Raw genomic sequence first — 21,482 nt, 5'->3', positions numbered from 1 at the left:
TGACGGGTTGACAAGGTTTCAAAACGAGCCGTGATGCCCATTGACGTGATGAATGACACAAAAATGACTTTTACTGCCTCCCGCGCCCCATCTTATTGGGGCCTGCTCCCCTTGCGAATGGCAGGAAATTGTTTGACTCTAGCCAGAAGAGCACCTCCCGAGAGAACAGCGGTATGACGGAGTCCGATGCATCTCGCCAGCCTGTACGCTGGCTTCTGCCCTTCTGGGTGATGATTGCCACCCTGACCACGGCTCACCTCAGGGCGGATGAGCGCGTCATCCTGCAACTTCCCTGGCAGCACCAGTTCCAGTTTGCCGGTTACTACGCCGCCATCGCCAAGGGGTTCTACCAGGAGGCCGGTCTGCAGGTCACCCTGCGGGAGGCGGGGCCGGGCACCGACGTCATCAATGAAGTCACCACGGGTCGTGCCCAGTTTGGCATCCGCGGCAGCGATCTGCTGCTGGCCCGGGCAGCAGGCCGCCCTGTGGTGGTGCTCGCCGCCATGTTGCAGCACTCCCCCCTGATGCTCATCACCCTGGAGCGGCCGGATATCCAGACTCCGGGCGATCTGGCCAACAAGCGGCTGATGCTCGAACCCGGCTCCAACGAGCTGCTCACCTACCTGCATCGCTACACCCGCAGCCGGCAGTGGGATACCCTGCCCTACGAGCGGGGGGTACAGGCACTGCTGAGGGGCCAGGCGGACGCCATCAGCGCCTACAGCACAACCGAGCCCTTCACCCTGCAGCAACAGGGCATTCCCTACCGGGTGTTCAGTCCCCGCGACATCGGGTACGACTTCTACGGAGACAACCTCTTCACCTCGGAAAATGAGGTCTTCAACCAGCAGGAGCGGGTCCAGCGCTTCTTGCAGGCCAGCCTCAAGGGGTGGCGCTATGCCATGGATCATCCCGAGGAGATGATCAACCTGATCCTGGAGCACTACCCCAGCGGGGCCGGGCGCGAGGCGCTCGCCTTCGAGGCCCGTGAAACCCGGGCCCTGATGCAGCCCGACATCATCGAGCCCGGCTACATGCAGCAGGATCGCTGGCAGCAGATCGCCCGCACCTACCAGGAGGCCGGGATGATCAAGGCGGTGCCCAACCTCACCCCCTTCCTCTACAACAGTACCCAGGCGAGCCTTCGCCAGCAGCGCCAACTGCTCGACAGGAGCGTGGCCATCGCCATGCTGATCTCCTTCTCCCTGCTGGCCCTTCTCGGCGTCTTCCTGCACCTCTATCTGCGTCTGCGGGAAGAGGCCAGTGACCGACAGCGGCTCACCCGGGAACTGGCCCAGCGCGAGCAGCACTACCGTTTCGTGGCGGAGAACAGCGGCGACGTGATCTGGACCATGGACACCGACAGCCTGCGTTTTCGTTACATCAGCCCCGCCATCGCGTCCCTGAGCGGCTATGAGCCCGCCGAACTCTTTGCCCTCTCCCTGCGCCAGCTGCTCCCCGATGAGTCCTGGAAACAGCTTCGCGACGGCATCACCGCCTCCCTCGAGGCCTGGCAACGGGGGGATCATGGGCAGACCCGGTGCGTCATCCACTCCCAGCTGCGCCACAAGCAGGGTCATCTGGTGGCCATCGAGACGGTCACTACCTTGCATGGCAGCGCCAGCACAAGACCGGACGCCATTTTGGGGGTGACCCGGGATGTCACCGAACGTTCGGCCCGGGAGGAGATGATGCGCCGCCTCGCCTTCTATGACCCCCTCACCGGCCTGGCCAACCGCCGCCTGCTGCAACAGCGGCTCAAGGAGACCCTGGAGCAGGCTCCCCAGCAGCCCCTGGCCCTGGTCTTCATCGATCTCGACCACTTCAAACCCATCAATGACACCTTCGGCCACGAAACCGGCGACCTGCTGCTCAAGCTGGTGGCCGAGCGCATGGGGGGGTGCGTCAGGGAAGAAGACTTGGTGGCACGCCTTGGGGGGGACGAATTCGTCATCATGCTGCCCGATACGGATGCCTCGGCCCTCGCGGTCGCCGACAAGCTGCACCACTGCCTGCATCACCCCTTCCAGCTTGAGCAGCAGGCGCTGCGCATCTCCGGCAGCATAGGGGTCGCCCTCTATCCGGATCACGGCACCGACCCCAAGACCCTGATGCACCACGCCGATCAGGCCATGTATCAGGCCAAGCACCATGGCCGGGGCAGGGTCTGCCTGTTTTCCACCGGGCAGGAGCCCCTCCCCGGCACCCTACAATGGCAGCCCGCCCACGCATGCGGCCACCCCCGCATCGATGCGGACCACCGCCAGCTCTACCTGCTGGCCAACCGCTTGCTCGAGCACATTCAGGATCCCGGCATCCATCCGGATGCCTTGCTGGCAGACATGGCGCAGATATTCGAGATGGCGCGCCAGCACTTCCTCCTCGAAGAGCAGGTCCTCGCGCAATATGGCTATGAGGAGCTGGCGGCCCATCGCCAGGAGCACCAGCATCTGCTGAAAAAAGCCGGTCAGCTGATGGCGGCCGCACAGGCGGGTACCCTTGGCAACGACGCCCTGCTCAACTTCATCATCCAGGAGCTGGTCGTGGGCCACATGAGCCAGGCGGATCGCCGTTATTTCCCCCTGATGAAAACCTGCGATACCCGCGAGGCGGTGTGATGCCAGAAAACAGGGGGCAATGGCCCCCTGTATTTACCTCTGACTTCGGCGAACGAGCAGGCTGTAGTAGAGCAGCGGGATCACCACCAGGGTGAGCAGGGTGGAAACCAGGATCCCGAAGATCAGGCTGATGGCGAGGCCATTGAAGATGGGGTCATCCAGGATGAAAAGCGCCCCTATCATGGCCGCCAGCGCCGTCAGCATGATGGGTTTGGCTCGCACCTGCGCCGCCTCGATCACCGCCTGCTCGAACGCCATGCCACTCGCCCGCTGCTGCTCGATGAAATCCACCAGCAGGATGCTGTTGCGCACGATGATCCCGGCCAGGGCGATCATCCCTATCATCGAGGTGGCGGTGAACTGGGCCCCCAGCAGGGCGTGACCCGGCATCACCCCGATGAGGGTGAGCGGAATGGGGGCCATGATGATGAGCGGCACCAGATAGGAGCGGAACTGGGCCACCACCAGCAGGTAGATGAGGATCATCCCCACTCCGTAGGCCAGCCCCATGTCGCGGAAGGTCTCGTAGGTTATCTTCCACTCCCCGTCCCACAACAGCGCCACCTCCCCCAGCTTGTCGGGCTGATGCACGTAATACTGTGGCAGCGAGATGTCGGCACCGGCGGCAAACATGCCGTAGAGCGGGCTGTCGGTATGGCCGCCCATGTCAGCCACCACCATCACCATGGGCTGCATGTTCTTGTGCATGAGGTAGCTGGGGGCCACCTCGTCACGACGGCTCACCAGCTCGGAGACCCGCACCAGCTGGCCGCTCTGGCTGCGTACCTTGAGAGCCAGGATGCCGGTCAGATCCCGCTTGTCACCGGGGGCGAGCTCGATGCGGATCGGTACCGGATACTTGGCGCCTTGCCCCTGCAGCCAGCTGGCATCCTGATAACCCACGCCCCCGTTGAGGGTCGCCACCAGATCCCCGAGATCGACCCCGAGCAGGGCCGCCTGGGCGCGATCCACCACCAGCCGCCACTTGGGCTGGGGGTCGGTCAGATAGATGTCCACGTCCACCAGACCCGCCGTGGCCACAAAGCGGGCCTGTACGGCGCGGGCAGCGGCTTCACGGGCGGCCTGCGTCGGGCCATACACTTCCGCGACAATGGGCGACCAGACAGGCGGTCCCGGGGGCACCTCCACCACCTTGAGATTGCCCCCTGCCGCACTGGCGATGGCCTGCAAGGGCGCACGCACCGACCGGGCAATCTCGTGACTGCTGCGATCCCGTTCATGCTTGTCCACCAGATTGACCTGGATGTCCCCCACGTTGGCGCCGCTGCGGATGAAGTAGTGGCGCACCAGCCCGTTGAAATTGATGGGGGCCGCGGTGCCGGCGTAGATCTGGTAATTCTTCACCTCCTCCACCTTGGCAAGCTCCCGCCCAACCGCCAGCAGGGTGCGTTCGGTCTGCTCCAGGGTCGCCCCCTCCGGCATATCGAGCACCAGCTGGAATTCCGACTTGTTGTCGAAGGGGAGCATCTTGAGCACCACCCACTGCACCACGGGCATGGCGGCCGCCCCCGCCACCAGCAGCAGAATGGCCAGCCAGAGTTTGCGTCTGGCACGCTTGGCGCCGTCACCCATCAGGAAGGGGGTCATCAGCCGGTGAAAGAGACCCGCCTTGGCTTCACCGTGGGCACCGTGCGCCTCCCCCTTGAGTAAATGGCTCGCCAGCCAAGGTGAGAAGATAAAGGCCACCAGCAGGGAGATAAGCATCCCCATGCTGGCATTGATGGGGATGGGGCTCATGTAGGGGCCCATCAGGCCGCTGACGAAGGCCATGGGCAGCAGGGCTGCGATGACGGTCAGGGTCGCCAGTATGGTCGGCCCCCCCACCTCGTCCACCGCGCCCGGAATGAGATCCTTGAGGGACCCCTTGCCCAGACCGCGATGACGGTGGATGTTCTCCACCACGACGATGGCGTCATCCACCAGGATGCCGATGGAGAAGATAAGGGCAAAGAGGGACACCCGGTTGAGGGTAAAGCCCCACGCCCAGCTGGCAAAGAGGGTCAGTGCCAGGGTGATGACGATGGCGACCCCCACCACCAGCGCCTCGCGCCACCCCATGCTCACCAGCACCAGCAATACCACCGCCGTGGTGGCAAAGATGAGCTTGCCGATGAGGGTGTTGGATTTGGTCTCGGCGGTGACGCCGTAGTCACGGGTCACCGTCACCTCGACGCCAGCCGGGATGAGCCGATTCCTGAGGCTCTCGACCCGTGCCTCCACCCGCTTGGCCACCTCCACCGCGTTCTGCCCCGGCTGCTTGCCGATGGCCAGGGTCACCGCCGGGTAGCTGGCTTGCCCCTGCCCCATCCAGCTGCGCTGGACCGGGGTCTCTTCCCCAAGCGCCACCCGGGCCACCTCACCGAGGTAGACGGGCTTGCCGTCGTGCAACCCCACCACCAGCTCTCTAGCCTCCTGCTCGCTTTGCAGGAACTGCCCCACCTGCACCTTGATTTCCCGGTTATCCTGCACCACGGCCTGCTCGCTGCCCACCCGGTTGGCGGCCGCAAGTCGCTGGCTCAGCTCGCCCCAGCTGATGCCATGGGCGCTGAGGGCCGCCGGGTCCGGCATCACCCGCAGAACGGCGCGCTGTCCCCCCAGGCTGTAGATGTCCCGGGTACCGGGAATGCGCTTGAGTTCGGTCTCCAGCTCGTGGGCGACCCGGGTCAGATCGGGGGCCCCCAGTTGCTTGCTCCCCTCTTTGCTCCAATCTTTGCTCCATAAGGTCAAACTGACGATGGGGACATCATCGATCCCCCGGGGTTTCACCAGCGGCTGGCCGACTCCGATCCCCTGTGGCAACCAGTCACGGTTGGAGTCGAGCTGGTTGTTGAGATCCACGATGGCCTGCTCGCGACTCACCCCCACCTTGAATACCACCACCAGCAGGGCGCCATCGGGTTGGGAAAAAGAGTAGAGGGTATCAATTCCCTTTATCTGGGAGACCACCTGCTCGGCAGGGGTGGTGACGAGGGATTCCACCTCTGCCGGGCTGGCCCCCGGGAAGGGAATGTAGACGTCGGCGAAGGTGACATCGATCTGGGGCTCCTCCTCCTTGGGGGTCACCAGCACGGCAAAGAGGCCGAGCAAGAGCCCCACCAGCGCCAGCAGCGGGGTGATGGCCGAGCCCTGAAACAGGGCCGCCAGCCGACCCGCCGGCCCAAGGCGGCCATGGTTGTCGTTCAGCTCGCTACTCATGGGGCACCTCCTGTTGACGGCTCCAGGCATCGGGGGCCAGGGTGTCACCGCCCTTGAGACCCGCCAGGACCTCGCACAGCCCAGCCTCGCAGTGGCCGACCCGCACCGGGGTCAGGGCCCATCCTTCCCCTTCTTTGAGGTAGACGCCGTTGAACTCCCCCTGCCGCAGCAGGGCGGGCTCCGGCACTTGCAACACCTGACGCTCACCCTGTTTGATCTGCACCTTGAGCCACATGCCGGGCAGCACCCCTGCCGTGTTCGGCGGCAGATCGAGGCGCAACCGGAAACTGTGGCTCTGGCTGTCGGCGTAGTTGAAGCGGGTCAGCTTGACGGGAGTCACGGCCTTGCCACCGGGCAGCAGCACCTGCACATCCGACGGCTGGCCGGAAAGAGCCAGCGCGGACTGGGGCAGCTCCAGCTCCACCCTCAGCTCGCCAAGGGAGAAACCGGAGAGCAGCGGCGTACCGGGGGCCACCGTCTCCCCCAGCTCCACCAGCCGCCTGGCCACCACCCCGGCGTAGGGGGCGAGGATACGGGTATAGCCGTAGGCTTCCCGGGCCTGGATGAGGGCGGCCTCGGCGGCATTGACCTCGGCGCGGGCGGCCCGATCCGTTGCCTGGGCGTTGTCGAGCTGGGCCCGGGTGATCACCCCCTTGGCGATGAGGGCCTGATAACGGGTGAGCTGGCGCTCGGCCTCCACCTGCTGGGCCTGGGCCCTGGCCACCCGCGCCTCGGCACCGGTCACGGCGGCAGACTGCTCCTTGCCGCTTATCTCAAGCAGGGGCTGCCCGGCCTGTACCTCGTCGTTCACATCCACCAGCATGCGGGAGACGCGGCCACTGGTCTGGGCCGCGACCGTCCCCTGATGAATGGCGCTCACGGTACCGCTCAGGGTGAGCCAGTCGGTGACGCGCTGCGGGGTCAGCGTCAGCGGCCCCTTGGCCTCCTCGGCCGCCACCAGGGTGGATGTCATGACCAGCAGGGTGGTCACCAGCAACCGGATTGTGTTCATCATGATTCTCCTTCCCTGGCTCATGGGCACCTTGAAAACTCAGGCAATACGGTGCTGGCGAGCCTTCTCCAGCACCCTGTTCCAGACCTTGTCCACCAGCAGGATCCCGGCCGCCATGGCCCCGATGAACAACAATATCATGGGCTGCCCGCTGGAAATGAGACTCAAGGCAGGCCCTGGACAGATGCCGACCAGGCCCCAACCGATCCCGAACAGTGCGGCCCCGCCAATCAGGCGGCGATCCAGCACGGGAGCGGGAACCCGGGCCATGGGCTCCCCCAGCAGGCTCAGACGACGGGGTTTCACCAGCAGGAAGTAGCCCGGCATGAAGACAGCCAGGGCCCCTCCCATCACGAAGGCCAGGCTGGGATCCCAGGCACCGGCCAAATCGAGAAACCCGGTGACCCGCGCCGGATCCATCATCCCGGAGAGGGCCATTCCCAGCCCGAACAACAGACCCGCAAACAGACTTGTCAGCAATTTCATGGCAATCAACCCGTCAAAACATGTGGTGAGTAAAGAACACGGTCGCCACGCCCATCCCCATAAAGGTGAGCGTCGCCACCACGGAGCGCGTCGACAGCCTCCCCATGCCGCAGATGCCGTGACCGCTGGTGCAGCCATTGCCAAGACGGGTGCCGATGCCCACCAGCAGGCCGGCCAGCAGCACCACGGGCCAGCCGGGCAAGGCATCAAAGGCGGGCATGGTGGCCCAACCCAGGGTCAGCGCCAGCCAGGCCCCCAGTCCCAATCCCAGCAGAAACAGCACCCGCCAGGGGGTCTTGTACTGCATTGCACCGGCCAGAATGCCGCTGATCCCGGCCACCCGGCCGTTGAACAACATCAGGATCAGGGCCGAGAGCCCCGCCAGCATGCCGCCCCCCAACGAGAGCAGCCATTGGCTTTCCATCATCGAATTTCCTCATCTGAGTGACAAAAATGGGTTTGCAGCGCCGCCAGCACATCGGCCGCCGCCTCGCTCACCAGGGAGTAGTAGATCTGCTGGGAGACTTTGCGCGAGCGGATAAGGCCCTGGCGCTTCAATACCGACAGTTGCTGGGAGAAGGCCGACTGCCCGAGCTGGCTGTGGGCCAGCAGCTCCCCGACTCCCTTCTCCCCTTCCACCAGCTGGCAGAGCACCATCAGGCGTTCGGGATGAGCCAGCGCCTTGAGCAGGCCGGCGGCGGCTGTCGCATGTCGGTTCATCTCGTCGAAGTGGCTCATAAGATTAAATTAGCAATTGCTGATATTTGTTCTATTGTATAAAACAACTCTAAATTAGCAATCACTAAACAAAAGGAGACGAGAAATGACCGTCGATAACGGAGTCAGAGTGGTCGCGGGTGGCATGTTGCTGCTGTCGCTGCTGCTCACGGCCTGGGTCCACCCGGGCTTTGTCTGGTTGAGCGTCTTTGTCGGGGTCAACCTGATCCAGAGCGCGTTCACCGGGGTCTGTCCCGCCGCCGCCGTGCTCAGGCGAATGGGGCTCAAATAGGCAGGCGGACATATTGGCTCACAGGAGCCGTGTAATAGAGCGGAGGCTCATTATGGCAACCATCATCATCATCGGGGCAGGGTTGGGGGGCATGTCGGCCGCCTACGAGCTCAAGGCCGAACTCGGCAAGCAGCACGACGTCATCCTGGTGAACGACAAACCCGACTTTGAATTCAACCCTTCCAACCCGTGGATTGCGGTCCGGTGGCGAGAGCGCAAGGATATCTCCCTCCCCATAGAGCCTCATGTGAAGAAGAAGGGGATCCGCTTCATCCACGCCGCCCTGACCGGGTTGCAGCCCCTCGAACAGCAGATCCGCCTCTCCGATGGCCAGCACCTGCACTACGACTTTCTGGTGCTCTGCACCGGCCCCGCACTCGCCTTTGAAGAGGTGCAGGGAGCAGGCCCGACGGCGGGCGGCACCGCCAGCGTCTGCACCCTCTCCCACGCAGAGGAGTGCCTGCACAGTGTCAACGGGCTGCTCGACGAACCGGGTCCGGTGATCGTCGGTGCCATGCCCGGCGCCTCCTGCTTCGGCCCGGCCTACGAATACGCCTTCATCCTCGATCGCCACCTGCGCGACAAGAAGGTGAGAAAGGACGTGCCCATGACCTTCGTCACCAGCGAACCCTACATCGGTCACCTCGGCCTCAACGGCGTGGGGGATTCCAAGGGCATGCTGGAGAGCGAGCTGCGCATGCGCGACATGCAATGGATCTGCAATGCCCGCACCGTGGCGGCCAGGGATGGGGTGATGACGGTGGAGGAGCTGGATGAAGATGGCAACGTCAAGCGCACCCACAGCCTCCCCTACAAGCATGCCATGATGCTGCCCGCCTTCGCCGGCATCAGCCCCCTGCGGGGCCTCGAGGGGCTGGTCAATCCCCGCGGGTTCGTCATCGTCGACGAACACCAGCGCAACCCTGTCTTCCCGCAGATTTACGCCGCCGGGGTCTGCATCGCCATCCCGCCCCAGCACAAGACGCCGGTACCGACCGGGGTGCCCAAGACCGGCTACATGATCGAGGCCATGGTGCGCACCCTGAGCCACAACATCAAGGCGGAGCTGGACGGCCAGCCCCCGGTCACCCGGGCGGTGTGGAATGCCATCTGTCTGGCGGACATGGGGGACACAGGGGCCGCCTTCGTGGCCATGCCGCAGATCCCGCCGCGCAACGTCGCCTGGTTCAAGAAAGGGAAGTGGGTCCACCTGGCCAAGATAGCGTTCGAGAAGTATTTCCTGCACAAGATGCAGGTGGGCGACACCGAACCCATCTATGAAAAACTGATGCTCAAATACCTGGGCATCGACAAGACCCGGTAACCCCCCAAGGGCCCGCCGGTGAAGGGAATAGCGCTCCCTTCACCGGCGCTTTCATCTCTTTTTTATTATGTTTCAATATGTTGCTATCAAGGGCTCGGGGTTTACCCAGGCCGCCGTATCGGCTACCATGTCGCCTCTTTATCACTAGCGGAGACCATCGGTGGGCAACTCATCAAGTGACAGACGCACGCCGACCCTCGTCGTCGGCACCCTGGTCGCGAGCTAGCCGCAGGTTTTTCTCTGCCGCGACTCGCCACCCTGCGAGAAGTGGATCCCTCTTTTCCCCGCTTTTCACACTTGACGTCAGGTGACGCGGACTCATCCCACGACACCTTGCCTGCATAGTTTCTGCTTCCCAAAAGGAGGCTGCTATGCGCTTGATTTCAAACAACCCTGTCGCTGACAAATCCCCTTCCCTGCTGAGCAGACTGGGACGGGGCCTGCGACCACTCTGGCAACGTGGCAGACGGCGTCAGCACCTCTATCGGCTGCACATCCGCTGCGAAGACAGAGCCGACATGGAGCAGGTGCTGGCGGCGGTGAGCCACACCCTGCAACCGGCCGGACTCAGTCCCCTGCAGTCCATGAAGCCCGGACGCGGTGAAGGCCGCGTGCTGGTGCTGAGCCTCTACTGCACGCCGCCCCAGCGCCGCTACCTGGTGCAGTTCATCCACCAGGTCGGGGCTGTCCACCCGGTACGCTGGGAACTGCGTCCCCGCGCCGGGGACGACGCCACCAGGCATTGACCCTCGAACGAGGCGAGGTCCTTCCCGGGCAACCGTGAAGGGCCTCTTCCCTGTTCTGCGCCATCCCGCCCCGTCAGGAGGCGGGTCGCGCCCTTGCATTCACCACGATGTCGACCTTGCCTCCCGTCTCTCACGCAACCCGGGGGAGCAGGCTGGTCGGCATCCCCAGAAGGAGACCCTTCATGAGAATGTGGCAACAACTCGATTTTCTCGCCCTGCTCGACACCCTGGCCAGCCTGCTGCTCGCCTTCGTGCTGGGCAGCCTGGTCGGCCTGGAGCGCCAGTACCGCCAGCGCACCGCCGGCCTTCGCACCAACGTGCTGGTCGCCGTGGGGGCGGCCCTGTTCGTCAACCTGGCCCAGCGCATCTATGACCTGCATGGCGGCAGTTACGGGGTCGTCCACGTGGTGGCCTACATCGTCTCCGGCATCGGTTTTCTCGGCGCCGGCGTCATCATGCGGGAATCCGGCAACATCCGGGGCATCAACACAGCGGCCACCCTGTGGGGCGTGGCCGCGGTCGGGGCCGCCTGCGGCGCCGGGTTCGCCCTGGAGGCCATCCTCGGCGCCCTCTTCGTGCTGGCCGCCAACACTCTGCTGCGCCCCCTGGTCAACCAGATAAACCGTGACCCGGTGGACAACATGGACACCGAAGTGACCTATCACGTGACCGCTCTCATCGGCCGCGCTCACCAGAAGGAGGTACTGCCCTGGCTCGAGCAGATGCTGGAGCAGGCCCACTACCCCCTGAGCGAGCTCGACATCACCCCCTTCGGCGATCAGGATCTCGAGATCTCGGCGGCGCTGCTCGCCACCGCCATCGATGGCACCAAGCTCGATGCCCTGATGAACACGCTCGGGGAGCACCCTCACATCAAGCAGATCTTCTGGCGGGCCAGCATCACCGATTGACGCCCTCATACCAGACGCAGCACAAAAAGCCCCGCCGGATCCGGCGGGGCTTTTTCACAGGAAAGGGAAGCCGTGTGCCTAGCGGCGGCTGCGCCAGCGCACCCTGGGGTTAATGACCTGGGCGGTCTGGGCTGGGGGATTGCCCGCGATGAGTTGCTGCATCATCTCGAAGGCGGCACGGGCCAGGGCCGGGCAATCCTGGGCCACGGAATCGATGCGCATGGGGATGCAGTCGAGCAGATCGTGATCGTCGAAGGTACACAGGCGCATGCCGGTCTCCATCAGTTCCGCCTCGTTGAGGTAGCGCAGCACCCCCTCCAGCAGGGTGAAAGAGGCGGTAAAAAGCCCCTTGGGCGGCGCCCCGAGTTCGTCCACCAGCTCAGACATCAGCTGATAACCCGAGCTCGGCTGGTAGTCACGGTGGCGGACCCGGTCTGAAGTGGCCTCCAGCCCGGCCCGGTGCAATCCGAGCTCGTAACCCGCCAGCCGGTGGCGGCTGGGGGAGAGATCCAGCAGACCGCCGAAGTAGTAGATCTCCTCCCCGCAATCCTCGGCCATATCCTGCACCAGCTCGGCGGTAGCCTTGCAGGCGTCCGAGATCACCATGGGCAGGCGCGACTCACCGATGTGGCGGTCGAGCTGCACCACCGGCAAGCGGTCGTGGATGCGGGCATAGATATCGTCACTGTGGCCGCTGGAGGCGACGATGAGGCCATCCACCTGACGGCTGATGAGGTTGTCCACCACCCGCTGCTCCAGGGTGGGATCATCCTCGGAGCAGGCGATGAGCAGCTGGATCCCCGCCTCCCGACAGCGGGCCTCCAGGGCACGGGCGATGCTGGCGAAGCCGAAGTTGGTGAGGTCGGGGATCACCAGCCCCCAGGTGTAGCTGCGCACCTCCCGCAGGGAGCGGGCATGGATGCTCGGCTGATAATGGCACTCGTCCGCCACCGCCTGGATCCGCTTGCGGGTATCGTCGGCGATGCGGTATTCCGCACTCTTGCCGTTGAGCACCAGACTGGCGGTGGCCTTGGAGACCCCCGCAAGCGTGGCTATCTGGGCAATCGTGATCCGTTTCTTCTTCTCCACCTGACCTCCCGGCAAACTGATACCGGGCTATTGTACTAGGCAGGTCGCCAGCGGCCAGTGATCGAGGCAAATTTTGCTGCCATCACCACCGCAACGTGCGGAAAGTACTGGGTTTTCGCCGGGGAAGTAACGGGTCGACAAGCTCTGGCGCCCGCCATCGACGAAGCACTCCAGGCTGGAGCGGTCACACAAGACGGTGATCTTGCCCCCAAGCCAGGGGGCGCTTCGCTCCTCCCACTCCCCGCTCTGCCAGTTCTGGCGGCGCAGCACAAGACGCCCCGGCTGCCACACCAGCTCGACCACGGCCCCGAACCCGAGGCGCCCTTCACCGCACAGCGCCAGATCGAGCCAGGCCGAGTCGATGGCCAGGGCAGGCAGCTCGCCCGGCGCCCCCTCGAAGCGGGTCTGCTCCCCTTTCAGGGCGCCCAGCTCTGCCACCGGCCGCTGGCAGAGCCACTCATCCTGCCAGAACAGCTCCCGCGGGCAGCTCATCTGGTGGATCCAGCCGTGCTCGAGAGTGGGCTGGCTCATCTCGTTCTCCTCCGGCAAGCCCAGCCAGCCGAACAGCAGGCGCCGCCCCTGACTGTCCTGGGTAGTCTGGGGGGCATAGAACTCGAATCCCCTGTCCAGCTCGTGGAAAGCCCCGTGGGCGAAGTGCGCCCCGTCGAAGTCACCCGCCAGCCAGCCGCACTGGTAGAGGTTGCGATAATCCTCTCCCTGCGAGGCAATCCCCTGCGGGCAGCTGATCAGCACATGACGCTCACCAAGCGCAAACAAATCCGGACACTCCCACATGTAGCCAAACTCCCCGAGACCGCCGCGCCCGCTGCCGGCGATGGGGCCCACCAGCGTCCAGGCATCCAGGGTGTCACCGCGATAGAGCAGCACCTCACCCCGATCGTCCAGGGTGCGGGCCCCCAGCACCATCAGCCACTGCCGACCGTCGTGCCACACCTTGGGGTCGCGCACATGGCCGCTGTAGCCTGCGGGCAGGTCCAGCACGGGTCCCAGCTTGGCAAAGCCCCCCTCACCGTCGGCACGGGCCAGACACTGGTAGGCGGTGCGGCTGCCGTCCGGGTATTTGACGTTGCCGGTATAGATGAGGGTCAGGCACCCCTGCTCGTCGCTCACCGCCGAGCCCGAATAGCAGCCGTGGCTTTCATATTCCTCGGTGGGCAGCAGCGCCACCGGTTCGTGCTGCCAGTGCAGCAGATCGGTGGAGGTGACATGGCCCCAGCCCTTGTTGCGGTGCTCGCAGCCAAGCGGGTTCCACTGGTAGAAGAGGTGGTAGCGCCCGCCGTGCTCGATGAAGCCGTTGGGGTCGTTGAGCAGCCCCACCGGGGCCGCCAGATGCCAGCGGGGCCGATGGGGATCGGCCGCCGCCTTGAGCTGTCCGGCCAGCAGGGACCGGACAACCTGGTTCAGGAGATGGCTTTCCTTCATCACTCCACCTTGTACTTGAGCAGGTAGGAGGCTGCGAAGGCGGCACCAAAGGCGATCACCAGCCCGATGATGTAGTGAATGAGGCTCATGGGCTGGACGATGGCCATGCCGGGAATACCGGTCAGCCCCACCGCCGTCATCCCCACCTTGGCCGCCACCACGTAGGCGCCGCCGCAGGCCCCGCCAAACAGACCGGCAAGGAAGGGTTTGATGTAGCGCAGGTTGACGCCGAAGATGGCAGCCTCGGTGATACCCAGCAGGCAGGACATGGCCGCCGGCACGGTAATGGCCTTGATCTTCACGTCGCGAGTCTTGAAGTAGACCGCGAGACAAGCCCCCCCCTGGGCCACGTTGGCCATGGCCCAGATGGGCAGCAGGAAGTTGACGCCAATTTGCGGATTGGCCAGCAGCCCCGCCTCGATGGCGTGGAAGCTGTGGTGGATGCCGGTAATGACGATCAGTGAATAGGTGCCGCCGAACACCAGCCCCGCCAGCCAGCCCGCCTGCTCATAAAGCGCGCTCAGACCGAACGAGATGCCATCCCCCAGCACCCGCCCGGCGGGGCCGATGAAGAGCAGTGCCACGAAGCCGGTGATGATGACGGTCAAAAACGGGGTGAGGATCAGATCCAGCGCATCAGGGATGCGCCTTCTCAGCTGTTTCTCCAGGTGGGACATGAACCAGACCGCCAAGAGCACCGGGAAGACGGTGCCCTGATAGCCGATCATGGCCACGTCCAGCCCGAAGAAGTCCATGGTCTTGAAGCCACCGGCCACCCCCCAGGCGTTGGTCAGCGCCGGGTGGGTGAGAATGCCGCCGAGGGTTGCCCCGAGGTACGGATTGCCGCCAAACTCCCGCGCCGCCGTAAAGCCGATGAGGATCGGCAGTATGATGAAGGCTGCCGAGCTGAACATGTCGAGCATCACAAACAGGGCGCTGTCGGCATTGACCCAGCCGTAGGTGCGCACCATGCCGAGCAGACCCATCAGCAAGCCCGAGGCGACGATGGCCGGAATGATCGGCACGAAGATGTTGGAGAGGGTCCGCGCCAGCCGCTGGGCCACATTGAGCTTGGCCGTCGCCATGTCGGTCAGCTCTGCCTTGCTGGCGGTGCCGGTACCGGTCAGCGCCACGAACTCCGCATAGACCTTGTTGACCAGACCGGTGCCGAAGATCACCTGGATCTGGCCCGCGTTGCTGAAGCACCCCTTGACCCCCTCCAGCTTGTCGATGGCGGCCTTGTTCACCTTGCTGTCGTCCGCCAGCACCAGCCGCAGCCGGGTGGCACAGTGGGCGGCGCTGACGATGTTCTCCCTGCCCCCGAGCAGGGGCACCAGATCCTTGGCTATCGCACTGATATTCATATTCTTCCTCTTATGACCCGCCACGCTGGCGGGCCCTTGTCACATGAGAGTAGGGGCTGTCGAGCCGGGCTTCTAGCCGCGGATCAACAGCCGCTTGCGCCTGATCGCAAAAAGGCATCCAGTTCGGAGCGGGTCGGCAGCGCCGTCATCGCCCCCTTGGCCGTGGTGGCGAGCGCCCCGCAGCCGTGGGCCTGGGCCAGAATGGCGGGCAGCTCGGCCAGCGTCGGCAGCGAGGTCCGTTCGGCCAAGGCCGCCAGCAGCCCGGCGACGAAGGCGTCCCCCGCCCCCGTGGTGTCGAGCGGGGTCACTTTCGGCCCTACCCACTCCAGCTGCTCGCCACCCAGACGGGCCACCACACCGGCCGCCCCCCGGGTCACCAGCACCAGCGCCGGCCCCGCCATGGTGGCGAGCCCCGCCGCCAGATCGTCCAGACCGCTCAGCAGCTGCAGCTCCTCCACCGACAGCTTGACCACATCCGCCTTCGCGATGGCTTCGCGCACCACGGGAAGCATCTCGGCCGGGTTGCCCCACACCTCGGGGCGCAGGTTGGGGTCGAAGCAGACCCGTCCCCCGGCCGCCTTGATGGCCGCCATGGCCTGCAGGCAGCTGGTGCGCACCGGCTCGTTGGCGAGCGCAATGGAGCAGGTCAGCAGCCACTGACCGGCGTCGAAGCGGGGCAACTCATTCGGGGTGAGGAACTGGTCGGCACTGGGGCGCACCATGAAGGTGAAGCTGCGCTCCCCCTCTTCATCCAGTGCCACCAGCACGGTAGAGGTGCGATGGTCAGGATCGAGCCTCAGCGCAGCGATATCCACCCCCTCCCCACTCAGGGTCTTGGCCATGAAGCGGCCAAAGGGATCATCGCCGACTCGGCCGATAAAGGCTGCCTCACCGCCAAGCCGCGCCACGCCCACCGCCACATTAGCCGGTGCGCCACCCGGACACTGGAGGTAGTGCTGCTCCCCTTCCGGGATCAAGTCCACCACTGCATCCCCCATTACCCACACACGATTCGTCACCTTGCTACTCCACTGCTGCATCGGATCGACTGCCAAACCCGGACTCTGTTCTGTTGGTTGGCATTATCAGCTAAACCGTTTTAGCCAACCAACAGATCCCGGCATCGACTGCCATTTTTGTGATCGGGATAACGAACTAGAACCAGGTTTCCATCTGCACGCCAAAGTTCCACTCGCCGCCGGCGGTGAAGTTGCTCTGGCCCATGGCATCGTTGCTGGCGTAGTGGTCGAGCTCGGAAGACCAGTCCATCCAGGTGGCAAACACCCGAAGCTCGGGCCGCTCGAAGAAACCGGCGGTCTGCGCCTTGAAGGTCGGCGCGAAGGTGAGCTTGGTGAAGTCGCCGCTCACCGCCTGGCGACCCTTGTAACCCTTGGGATCGAGATCCATGTACTGCCAGGTCGCCTCGTAGACCAGCTCGACGTTCTGGCTCAGCACCTGGGCCAGCCGGCCATTGAGGGTCACCCAGCGGTACTCGTCCCCCTTCACGTAACGATCCTGGCTGTGCTCGGCCAGCAGGGCCGGGGCCACACGCCAGCGGGGCGCAAGATCGGTGGCGCCAAACACGGCGACCCGCACCGCATCGGCGTCCGGCAGCAGCTCGCTGTCGGAGCCCAGCCCCTTGAGCTCGGCACCCAGGCCATGGCCATACAGCACCGCCGCCTTGGAGAAACCGGGGTTGATGCCAAAGAAGCTGTCGGCGTGATAGGCCAGCAGGGTATGCGCCCCCTTGTTCGCCGCTTCGCTGCCCGCGCCGCCATCGTTGATGCGGGTCTCGTTGTCCTTGGCGGAGAGGCCGTTCAGCATCCACTGCCAGTTGCCAACGCGGTTGTTCATGGTGAGGATGTAGCTCTCGATGTCGGAGAGACCGCTGGCGCTGATGTCGCCGTAGTCGCGCCCATAGAGAGAGAAGTTGGCCTTCCAGCTGTCGGCCAGCTGCACGTCGTAGACACCGCCGCCGGTGCCTGCCAGGAACACCACGTCCGAGTCGAGCCAGTGGATGTCGAAGTTGTCGCGGTCAAAGCGCTTGCCCGCCCACAGCACCGCATTCTTGAAGGGGCCGTCGAAGCTCGCCAGATTGCCGAGCTCGGCAAACACCTGACGGGTGTTGAGGCTCGAATCGCTGGCGGTCCAGTCGTTGCTGGTCTCCACCCCGTCCGCCAGCATCAGCTTGTAACGGGCCCAGCTGCCATCGGCGAAGGTCTGGGTCTTCAGCAGATTGGCCTCCATGTAGGTGTCATCCTCGTTGCCAAGGCGACCCACGGCGCCGCCCACCGAGCCGGCCGGGGTGATGTAGGGGCCGCCGCGGCCCCCGTTGCCGTTGCCGTTGACCAGCAGGCCCGAGCGGGCATAACCGTGGAACTCGAAACCCTGGGCCCCGGCGGTCTGCTTGTCCACCTTCTCGCTCTGGGCCTTGGCCACCACGGCCGTTTCGCGGGCTTCGTTTGCCTTGCTCTGGGCCTCATCGGCCCGCGCTTCGGCAGCGGTGGCACGCGCCTCGGCCGCCTGCACCCGCGCCTCCAGCGCCGCCAGACGAGCCTCGATACCGCCATCCGCCGCCCACAGCGGGCTGCTCATCCCCAATCCCAGCGCTACCGCAAGCGCCAACTTGTTCTTGCACATCGTCATCGTCCTCACCTGTCATCTGTTGCCCGGTCGGGCCTGTTGTTATCGACGACAAGAGCATAGCTAAACCAATTTAGCCAACTCAACATGCCAGCTAAACCGTTTCAGCTGCAATGTGAGCGGGATAACATTCGTACAGCAGGAATTGGCGGAAGTTGTGAGGAAGATCTCTCATCGGGATCCACTCAATAAGGGGGGATCCAGGCCAGATGGCGGGCAAAAAAAAGCCGGCACATCCGTGCCGGCTTGGGTAACGCGGGTCGCGTTTATTTGGTCAGGTCATCGAAGAAGCGTTTCACCCCTTCGAAGAAGCCCTCGGATTTCGGCTTGTGGGTCTTGGCAGCAGCGCCGCTGAAGGAGTCGTCCAGCTGGCGCAGCAGATCTTTCTGGGTCTCGGTCAGCTTGACCGGAGTCTCGATCACCACCTTGCACATCAGATCCCCCACCTGGCCGGAGCGCACGGACTTGACGCCCTTGCCCCGCAGGCGGAACAGCTTGCCGGTCTGGGTCTCCGGGGTCACCTTGAGCTTGACCCGGCCATCCAGGGTCGGCACTTCAATCTCGCCGCCGAGCGCCGCCGTGGTGAAGCTGATGGGCACTTCGCAGTAGAGGTCGTTGCCGTCACGGACGAAGATCTCGTGCTCGCGCACGTGAACCTGTACGTAGAGATCCCCCGCCGATGCGCCGGTTTCCCCCGCTTCCCCTTCGCCGGAGAGACGGATGCGATCCCCGGTATCGACCCCGGCCGGGATCTTGACCGACAGGGTCTTGGTCTTCTGATAGCGCCCTTCCCCATGGCACTTGCGGCACGGATCCTTGATGATCTTGCCGCGACCGTGACAGTGGGGGCAGGGCTGCTGCACCGCGAAGAAGCCCTGGCGCATCTGCACCTGGCCGGAGCCGTGGCAGGTGGGGCAGGTCTGGGCCTGGCTGCCGGTATGGGCACCGGAGCCGTTGCACACTTCGCAGTGGACCTGGGTCGGGATCTTGATCTCCTTGGAGACCCCGCGCACCGCCTCTTCCAGCGTCAGCTCCATGTTGTAGCGCAGGTCGGCGCCACGGGCCGGGCCGCGACGACCGCCCCCGCGACCACCGAAGATGTCGCCAAACACGTCGCCGAAGATGTCGCCGAAATCGGCACCACCGCCAAAGCCGCCGTGGCCGCCACCCTGGCTCGGATCCACCCCGGCATGACCGTACTGGTCATAACGGGCACGCAGGTTCTCGTCGGTCAGGACCTCGTAGGCTTCCTTGACCTCTTTGAACTTCTCTTCAGCCCCGGCATCACCCTGGTTGCGATCCGGGTGATACTTCATGGCCAGACGCTTGTACGCCTTCTTGATCTCGCGCTCGTCGGCACCTTTCGACACCCCGAGCACTTCGTAGAAATCGCGCTTCGACATACTCATCCTGTTGCTATATCAGCAGTTACGCAGACGGGCGTTGGTTACCCAACGCCCGTAAATTCATTGACGAATCTGCTCACACTCTTGCTACGAAGCCGTGATCAAGGCTCATGTGCTGCTCGGAATCCTCACGTATATCTATACGCTCCGGTTCCTGCGCTGCTCTTTACCTTGCTGACGGCCTCTCGCGACAGACCGTGAACAGATTCTGAGCCGATGGGCGAAGCGGACTTCGCCCATCCGGGTCGGGCTTACTTCTTGTCGTCTTTCACTTCTTCGAACTCGGCGTCGACCACGTCGTCGTCAGCCTTGGCAGAAGAGGAGGACTGACCGGCGTCAGCACCGGCGGCGCCTTGCGCCTGAGCCTGCTGCTGGGCAATTTCCATCAGCTTCTGGGACGCTTCCAGCAGCGCTTGCTGCTTGGCTTCGATGGCAGCCTTGTCGTCACCCTTGATGGCGGATTCCAGCTCGCTCAGGGCAGTCTCGATCTTGGTCTTCTCGTCGGCAGGCAGGGCTTCACCGGCTTCGGTGACCTGCTTGCGCACGGAGTGGACCAGACCGTCAGCCTGGTTGCGGGCCTGCACCAGCTCTTCGAACTTCTTGTCCTCGGCCGCGTTGGCTTCGGCTTCGCGTACCATGCGTTCGATCTCCTCATCAGACAGACCGGAAGAGGCCTGGATGGTGATCTTCTGCTCCTTGTTGGTCTCCTTGTCTTTGGCGGAGACGTGCAGGATGCCGTTGGCGTCGATGTCGAAGGTCACTTCGATCTGCGGCAGACCGCGCGGTGCCGGGCGGATGCCTTCCAGGTTGAACTGGCCCAGGGACTTGTTGTCGCTGGCGCGCTTGCGCTCACCCTGCAGCACGTGAATGGTCACGGCAGACTGGTTGTCTTCGGCGGTGGAGAACACCTGGGACTTCTTGGTCGGAATGGTGGTGTTCTTCTCGATGAGCGCTGTCATCACGCTGCCCATGGTCTCGATCCCCAGGGAGAGCGGAGTCACGTCCAGCAGCAGTACGTCGGTCTTGTCACCGGACAGTACGGCACCCTGGATGGCAGCACCCATGGCCACGGCTTCGTCCGGGTTGACGTCTTTGCGCGGCTCTTTGCCGAAGAAGTCGGCCACGGTCTTTTGAACCAGCGGCATACGGGTCTGACCGCCTACCAGGATGACGTCGTCGATCTCGCCAACCGCCAGACCGGAGTCTTTCAGGGCGACACGAACCGGCTCCAGGGAGTCTTTCACCATGTCTTCCACCAGGGATTCCAGCTTGGCGCGGGTCACCTTGATGTTCATGTGCTTCGGACCGGTGGCATCTGCAGTGATGTACGGCAGGTTGACGTCGGTCTGCTGGGCAGAAGAGAGCTCGATCTTGGCTTTTTCGGCGGCATCTTTCAGACGCTGCAGGGCCAGCTGGTCGTTGCGCAGGTCGATGCCCTGCTCGCGCTTGAACTCGTCAACCAGATAGTTGATGACGCGGTTGTCGAAGTCTTCACCACCCAGGTGGGTGTTACCGTTGGTCGCCAGTACTTCGAAGGTGGTTTCCCCTTCGACTTCGTCGATCTCGATAATGGAGATATCGAAGGTACCGCCCCCTAAGTCATACACGGCAACCTTGCGCTCACCCTTGACCTTGTTGACGCCGTAGGCGAAAGCCGCGGCAGTCGGTTCGTTGATGATGCGCTTGACGTCCAGACCGGCGATGCGACCGGCATCCTTGGTGGCCTGACGCTGGGCGTCGTTGAAGTAGGCCGGTACGGTGATGACGGCTTCGGTCACCGGCTCGCCCAGGTAGTCCTCGGCGGTCTTCTTCATCTTTTTCAGCACTTCGGCAGAGATCTGCGGCGGTGCCATCTTCTTGCCTTTCACTTCAACCCAGGCGTCACCGTTGTCGGCCTTGGCGATGGCGTACGGCATGATTTTCAGGTCACGTTGTACTTCGTCATCTTCGAAACGACGGCCGATCAGACGCTTGATGGCGAACAGCGTGTTCTTCGGGTTGGTGATGGCTTGGCGCTTGGCCGGCTGACCAACCAGGATTTCGCCGTCATCGGCATAGGCAATGATGGACGGAGTAGTACGGTCGCCTTCCGCGTTCTCGATCACGCGAGCATGGTCGCCATCCAGAATAGCGACGCAGGAGTTGGTAGTACCCAGGTCAATACCGATGATTTTACCCATTTGACGAATCTCCAAATACTTTGAATAAACTGGCG

General features: G+C 64.0%; 17 protein-coding genes. 5 read left to right on the top strand and 12 right to left on the bottom strand.

From position 1 onward, the window contains the following. The first annotated feature begins 230 nt into the window (after positions 1–230). Positions 231–2,618, top strand: coding sequence for a diguanylate cyclase (locus AB5Y53_RS14625; protein WP_368182458.1), 2,388 nt, complete (start codon positions 231–233; stop codon positions 2,616–2,618). A gap of 33 nt (positions 2,619–2,651) precedes the next feature. On the opposite strand, the gene AB5Y53_RS14620 is transcribed toward AB5Y53_RS14625, so the two are convergent. From AB5Y53_RS14620 to AB5Y53_RS14600, 5 genes are read right to left on the bottom strand one after another with little or no spacing between them, the layout of a single operon-like run. Further along, complete coding sequence (locus tag AB5Y53_RS14620) at positions 2,652–5,834, bottom strand: efflux RND transporter permease subunit (RefSeq protein ID WP_368182390.1); 3,183 nt, start codon at positions 5,832–5,834, stop codon at positions 2,652–2,654. Continuing rightward, positions 5,827–6,846 carry an efflux RND transporter periplasmic adaptor subunit gene (locus AB5Y53_RS14615; protein WP_368182456.1) on the bottom strand — a complete coding sequence of 340 codons (1,020 nt, stop codon included), beginning with the start codon at positions 6,844–6,846 and terminating at the stop codon, positions 5,827–5,829. The genes AB5Y53_RS14620 and AB5Y53_RS14615 overlap by 8 nt, the downstream gene beginning before the upstream one ends. A gap of 39 nt (positions 6,847–6,885) precedes the next feature. Beyond that, positions 6,886–7,332, bottom strand: coding sequence for a YeeE/YedE family protein (locus AB5Y53_RS14610; protein ID WP_041214809.1), 447 nt, complete (start codon positions 7,330–7,332; stop codon positions 6,886–6,888). 13 nt (positions 7,333–7,345) lie between these two features. Beyond that, positions 7,346–7,759, bottom strand: a complete 414-nt coding sequence (locus AB5Y53_RS14605; protein WP_042881673.1) for a YeeE/YedE family protein — start codon at positions 7,757–7,759, stop codon at positions 7,346–7,348. Then, positions 7,756–8,070, bottom strand: a complete 315-nt coding sequence (locus AB5Y53_RS14600; RefSeq protein ID WP_039039225.1) for a helix-turn-helix transcriptional regulator — start codon at positions 8,068–8,070, stop codon at positions 7,756–7,758. The genes AB5Y53_RS14605 and AB5Y53_RS14600 overlap by 4 nt, the downstream gene beginning before the upstream one ends. 85 nt (positions 8,071–8,155) lie before the next feature. Between AB5Y53_RS14600 and AB5Y53_RS14595 the strand changes: the two genes are divergently transcribed. From AB5Y53_RS14595 to AB5Y53_RS14580, 4 genes are all read left to right on the top strand, one after another. Further along, positions 8,156–8,341 (top strand): DUF2892 domain-containing protein, encoded by a 186-nt coding sequence (locus AB5Y53_RS14595; RefSeq protein WP_041213243.1) that lies wholly within the window; start codon positions 8,156–8,158, stop codon positions 8,339–8,341. Positions 8,342–8,393: 52 nt separating this feature from the next. Beyond that, the gene (locus AB5Y53_RS14590; protein ID WP_039039227.1) at positions 8,394–9,665 is read left to right on the top strand and encodes an NAD(P)/FAD-dependent oxidoreductase; all 1,272 of its coding nucleotides are present in this window, start codon (positions 8,394–8,396) and stop codon (positions 9,663–9,665) included. A 371-nt stretch (positions 9,666–10,036) separates the two neighbouring features. Continuing rightward, positions 10,037–10,411, top strand: coding sequence for a hypothetical protein (locus AB5Y53_RS14585; protein WP_043154730.1), 375 nt, complete (start codon positions 10,037–10,039; stop codon positions 10,409–10,411). Positions 10,412–10,593: 182 nt separating this feature from the next. After that, a complete protein-coding gene (locus tag AB5Y53_RS14580; protein WP_041213246.1) occupies positions 10,594–11,322 on the top strand; it encodes an MgtC/SapB family protein in 729 nt (242 codons plus the stop codon). 78 nt (positions 11,323–11,400) lie between these two features. Here AB5Y53_RS14580 and AB5Y53_RS14575 read toward each other — a convergent pair whose 3' ends face one another. The 7 genes from AB5Y53_RS14575 to dnaK all read right to left on the bottom strand — a co-directional run bounded on the left by AB5Y53_RS14575 (position 11,401) and on the right by dnaK (position 21,447). Next, a complete protein-coding gene (locus tag AB5Y53_RS14575) occupies positions 11,401–12,411 on the bottom strand; it encodes a substrate-binding domain-containing protein (RefSeq protein WP_041213247.1) in 1,011 nt (336 codons plus the stop codon). Positions 12,412–12,438: 27 nt separating this feature from the next. Then, positions 12,439–13,854, bottom strand: coding sequence for a glycoside hydrolase family 32 protein (locus AB5Y53_RS14570; protein ID WP_368182389.1), 1,416 nt, complete (start codon positions 13,852–13,854; stop codon positions 12,439–12,441). Beyond that, positions 13,854–15,218, bottom strand: a complete 1,365-nt coding sequence (locus tag AB5Y53_RS14565) for a sucrose-specific PTS transporter subunit IIBC (RefSeq protein WP_103828889.1) — start codon at positions 15,216–15,218, stop codon at positions 13,854–13,856. The genes AB5Y53_RS14570 and AB5Y53_RS14565 overlap by 1 nt, the downstream gene beginning before the upstream one ends. 83 nt (positions 15,219–15,301) lie before the next feature. Further along, the gene (locus tag AB5Y53_RS14560) at positions 15,302–16,258 is read right to left on the bottom strand and encodes an aminoimidazole riboside kinase (protein ID WP_368182455.1); all 957 of its coding nucleotides are present in this window, start codon (positions 16,256–16,258) and stop codon (positions 15,302–15,304) included. A gap of 115 nt (positions 16,259–16,373) precedes the next feature. Beyond that, positions 16,374–17,864 carry a carbohydrate porin gene (locus AB5Y53_RS14555; protein ID WP_368182387.1) on the bottom strand — a complete coding sequence of 497 codons (1,491 nt, stop codon included), beginning with the start codon at positions 17,862–17,864 and terminating at the stop codon, positions 16,374–16,376. A gap of 263 nt (positions 17,865–18,127) precedes the next feature. Further along, positions 18,128–19,264: a molecular chaperone DnaJ gene (gene dnaJ / locus AB5Y53_RS14550; RefSeq protein ID WP_010673647.1), complete on the bottom strand. Its 1,137-nt coding sequence runs from the start codon at positions 19,262–19,264 to the stop codon at positions 18,128–18,130. A 254-nt stretch (positions 19,265–19,518) separates the two neighbouring features. Further along, entirely contained in the window at positions 19,519–21,447 is a 1,929-nt protein-coding gene (gene dnaK, locus AB5Y53_RS14545; protein ID WP_201890228.1) for a molecular chaperone DnaK, read from the bottom strand. Between the last annotated feature and the right edge of the window lie 35 nt (positions 21,448–21,482).

This window comes from Aeromonas sp. R7-5, from assembly GCF_040908015.1.
Taxonomy (GTDB): domain Bacteria; phylum Pseudomonadota; class Gammaproteobacteria; order Enterobacterales; family Aeromonadaceae; genus Aeromonas; species Aeromonas caviae.
Note: the sequence above shows the minus strand (reverse complement) of the source record. Positions and strands in the feature narration are given on the sequence as shown.

Excerpts from the sequence above, each read along its gene's own strand:
- AB5Y53_RS14625 (WP_368182458.1), top strand. The coding sequence starts at position 231 with ATGATTGCCACCCTGACCACGGCTCACCTCAGGGCGGATGAGCGCGTC.
- AB5Y53_RS14620 (WP_368182390.1), bottom strand. The coding sequence starts at position 5,834 with ATGAGTAGCGAGCTGAACGACAACCATGGCCGCCTTGGGCCGGCGGGT.
- AB5Y53_RS14615 (WP_368182456.1), bottom strand. The coding sequence starts at position 6,846 with ATGAACACAATCCGGTTGCTGGTGACCACCCTGCTGGTCATGACATCC.
- AB5Y53_RS14610 (WP_041214809.1), bottom strand. The coding sequence starts at position 7,332 with ATGAAATTGCTGACAAGTCTGTTTGCGGGTCTGTTGTTCGGGCTGGGA.
- AB5Y53_RS14605 (WP_042881673.1), bottom strand. The coding sequence starts at position 7,759 with ATGATGGAAAGCCAATGGCTGCTCTCGTTGGGGGGCGGCATGCTGGCG.
- AB5Y53_RS14600 (WP_039039225.1), bottom strand. The coding sequence starts at position 8,070 with ATGAGCCACTTCGACGAGATGAACCGACATGCGACAGCCGCCGCCGGC.
- AB5Y53_RS14595 (WP_041213243.1), top strand. The coding sequence starts at position 8,156 with ATGACCGTCGATAACGGAGTCAGAGTGGTCGCGGGTGGCATGTTGCTG.
- AB5Y53_RS14590 (WP_039039227.1), top strand. The coding sequence starts at position 8,394 with ATGGCAACCATCATCATCATCGGGGCAGGGTTGGGGGGCATGTCGGCC.
- AB5Y53_RS14585 (WP_043154730.1), top strand. The coding sequence starts at position 10,037 with ATGCGCTTGATTTCAAACAACCCTGTCGCTGACAAATCCCCTTCCCTG.
- AB5Y53_RS14580 (WP_041213246.1), top strand. The coding sequence starts at position 10,594 with ATGAGAATGTGGCAACAACTCGATTTTCTCGCCCTGCTCGACACCCTG.
- AB5Y53_RS14570 (WP_368182389.1), bottom strand. The coding sequence starts at position 13,854 with ATGAAGGAAAGCCATCTCCTGAACCAGGTTGTCCGGTCCCTGCTGGCC.
- AB5Y53_RS14565 (WP_103828889.1), bottom strand. The coding sequence starts at position 15,218 with ATGAATATCAGTGCGATAGCCAAGGATCTGGTGCCCCTGCTCGGGGGC.
- AB5Y53_RS14560 (WP_368182455.1), bottom strand. The coding sequence starts at position 16,258 with ATGCAGCAGTGGAGTAGCAAGGTGACGAATCGTGTGTGGGTAATGGGG.
- AB5Y53_RS14555 (WP_368182387.1), bottom strand. The coding sequence starts at position 17,864 with ATGACGATGTGCAAGAACAAGTTGGCGCTTGCGGTAGCGCTGGGATTG.
- dnaJ (WP_010673647.1), bottom strand. The coding sequence starts at position 19,264 with ATGTCGAAGCGCGATTTCTACGAAGTGCTCGGGGTGTCGAAAGGTGCC.
- dnaK (WP_201890228.1), bottom strand. The coding sequence starts at position 21,447 with ATGGGTAAAATCATCGGTATTGACCTGGGTACTACCAACTCCTGCGTC.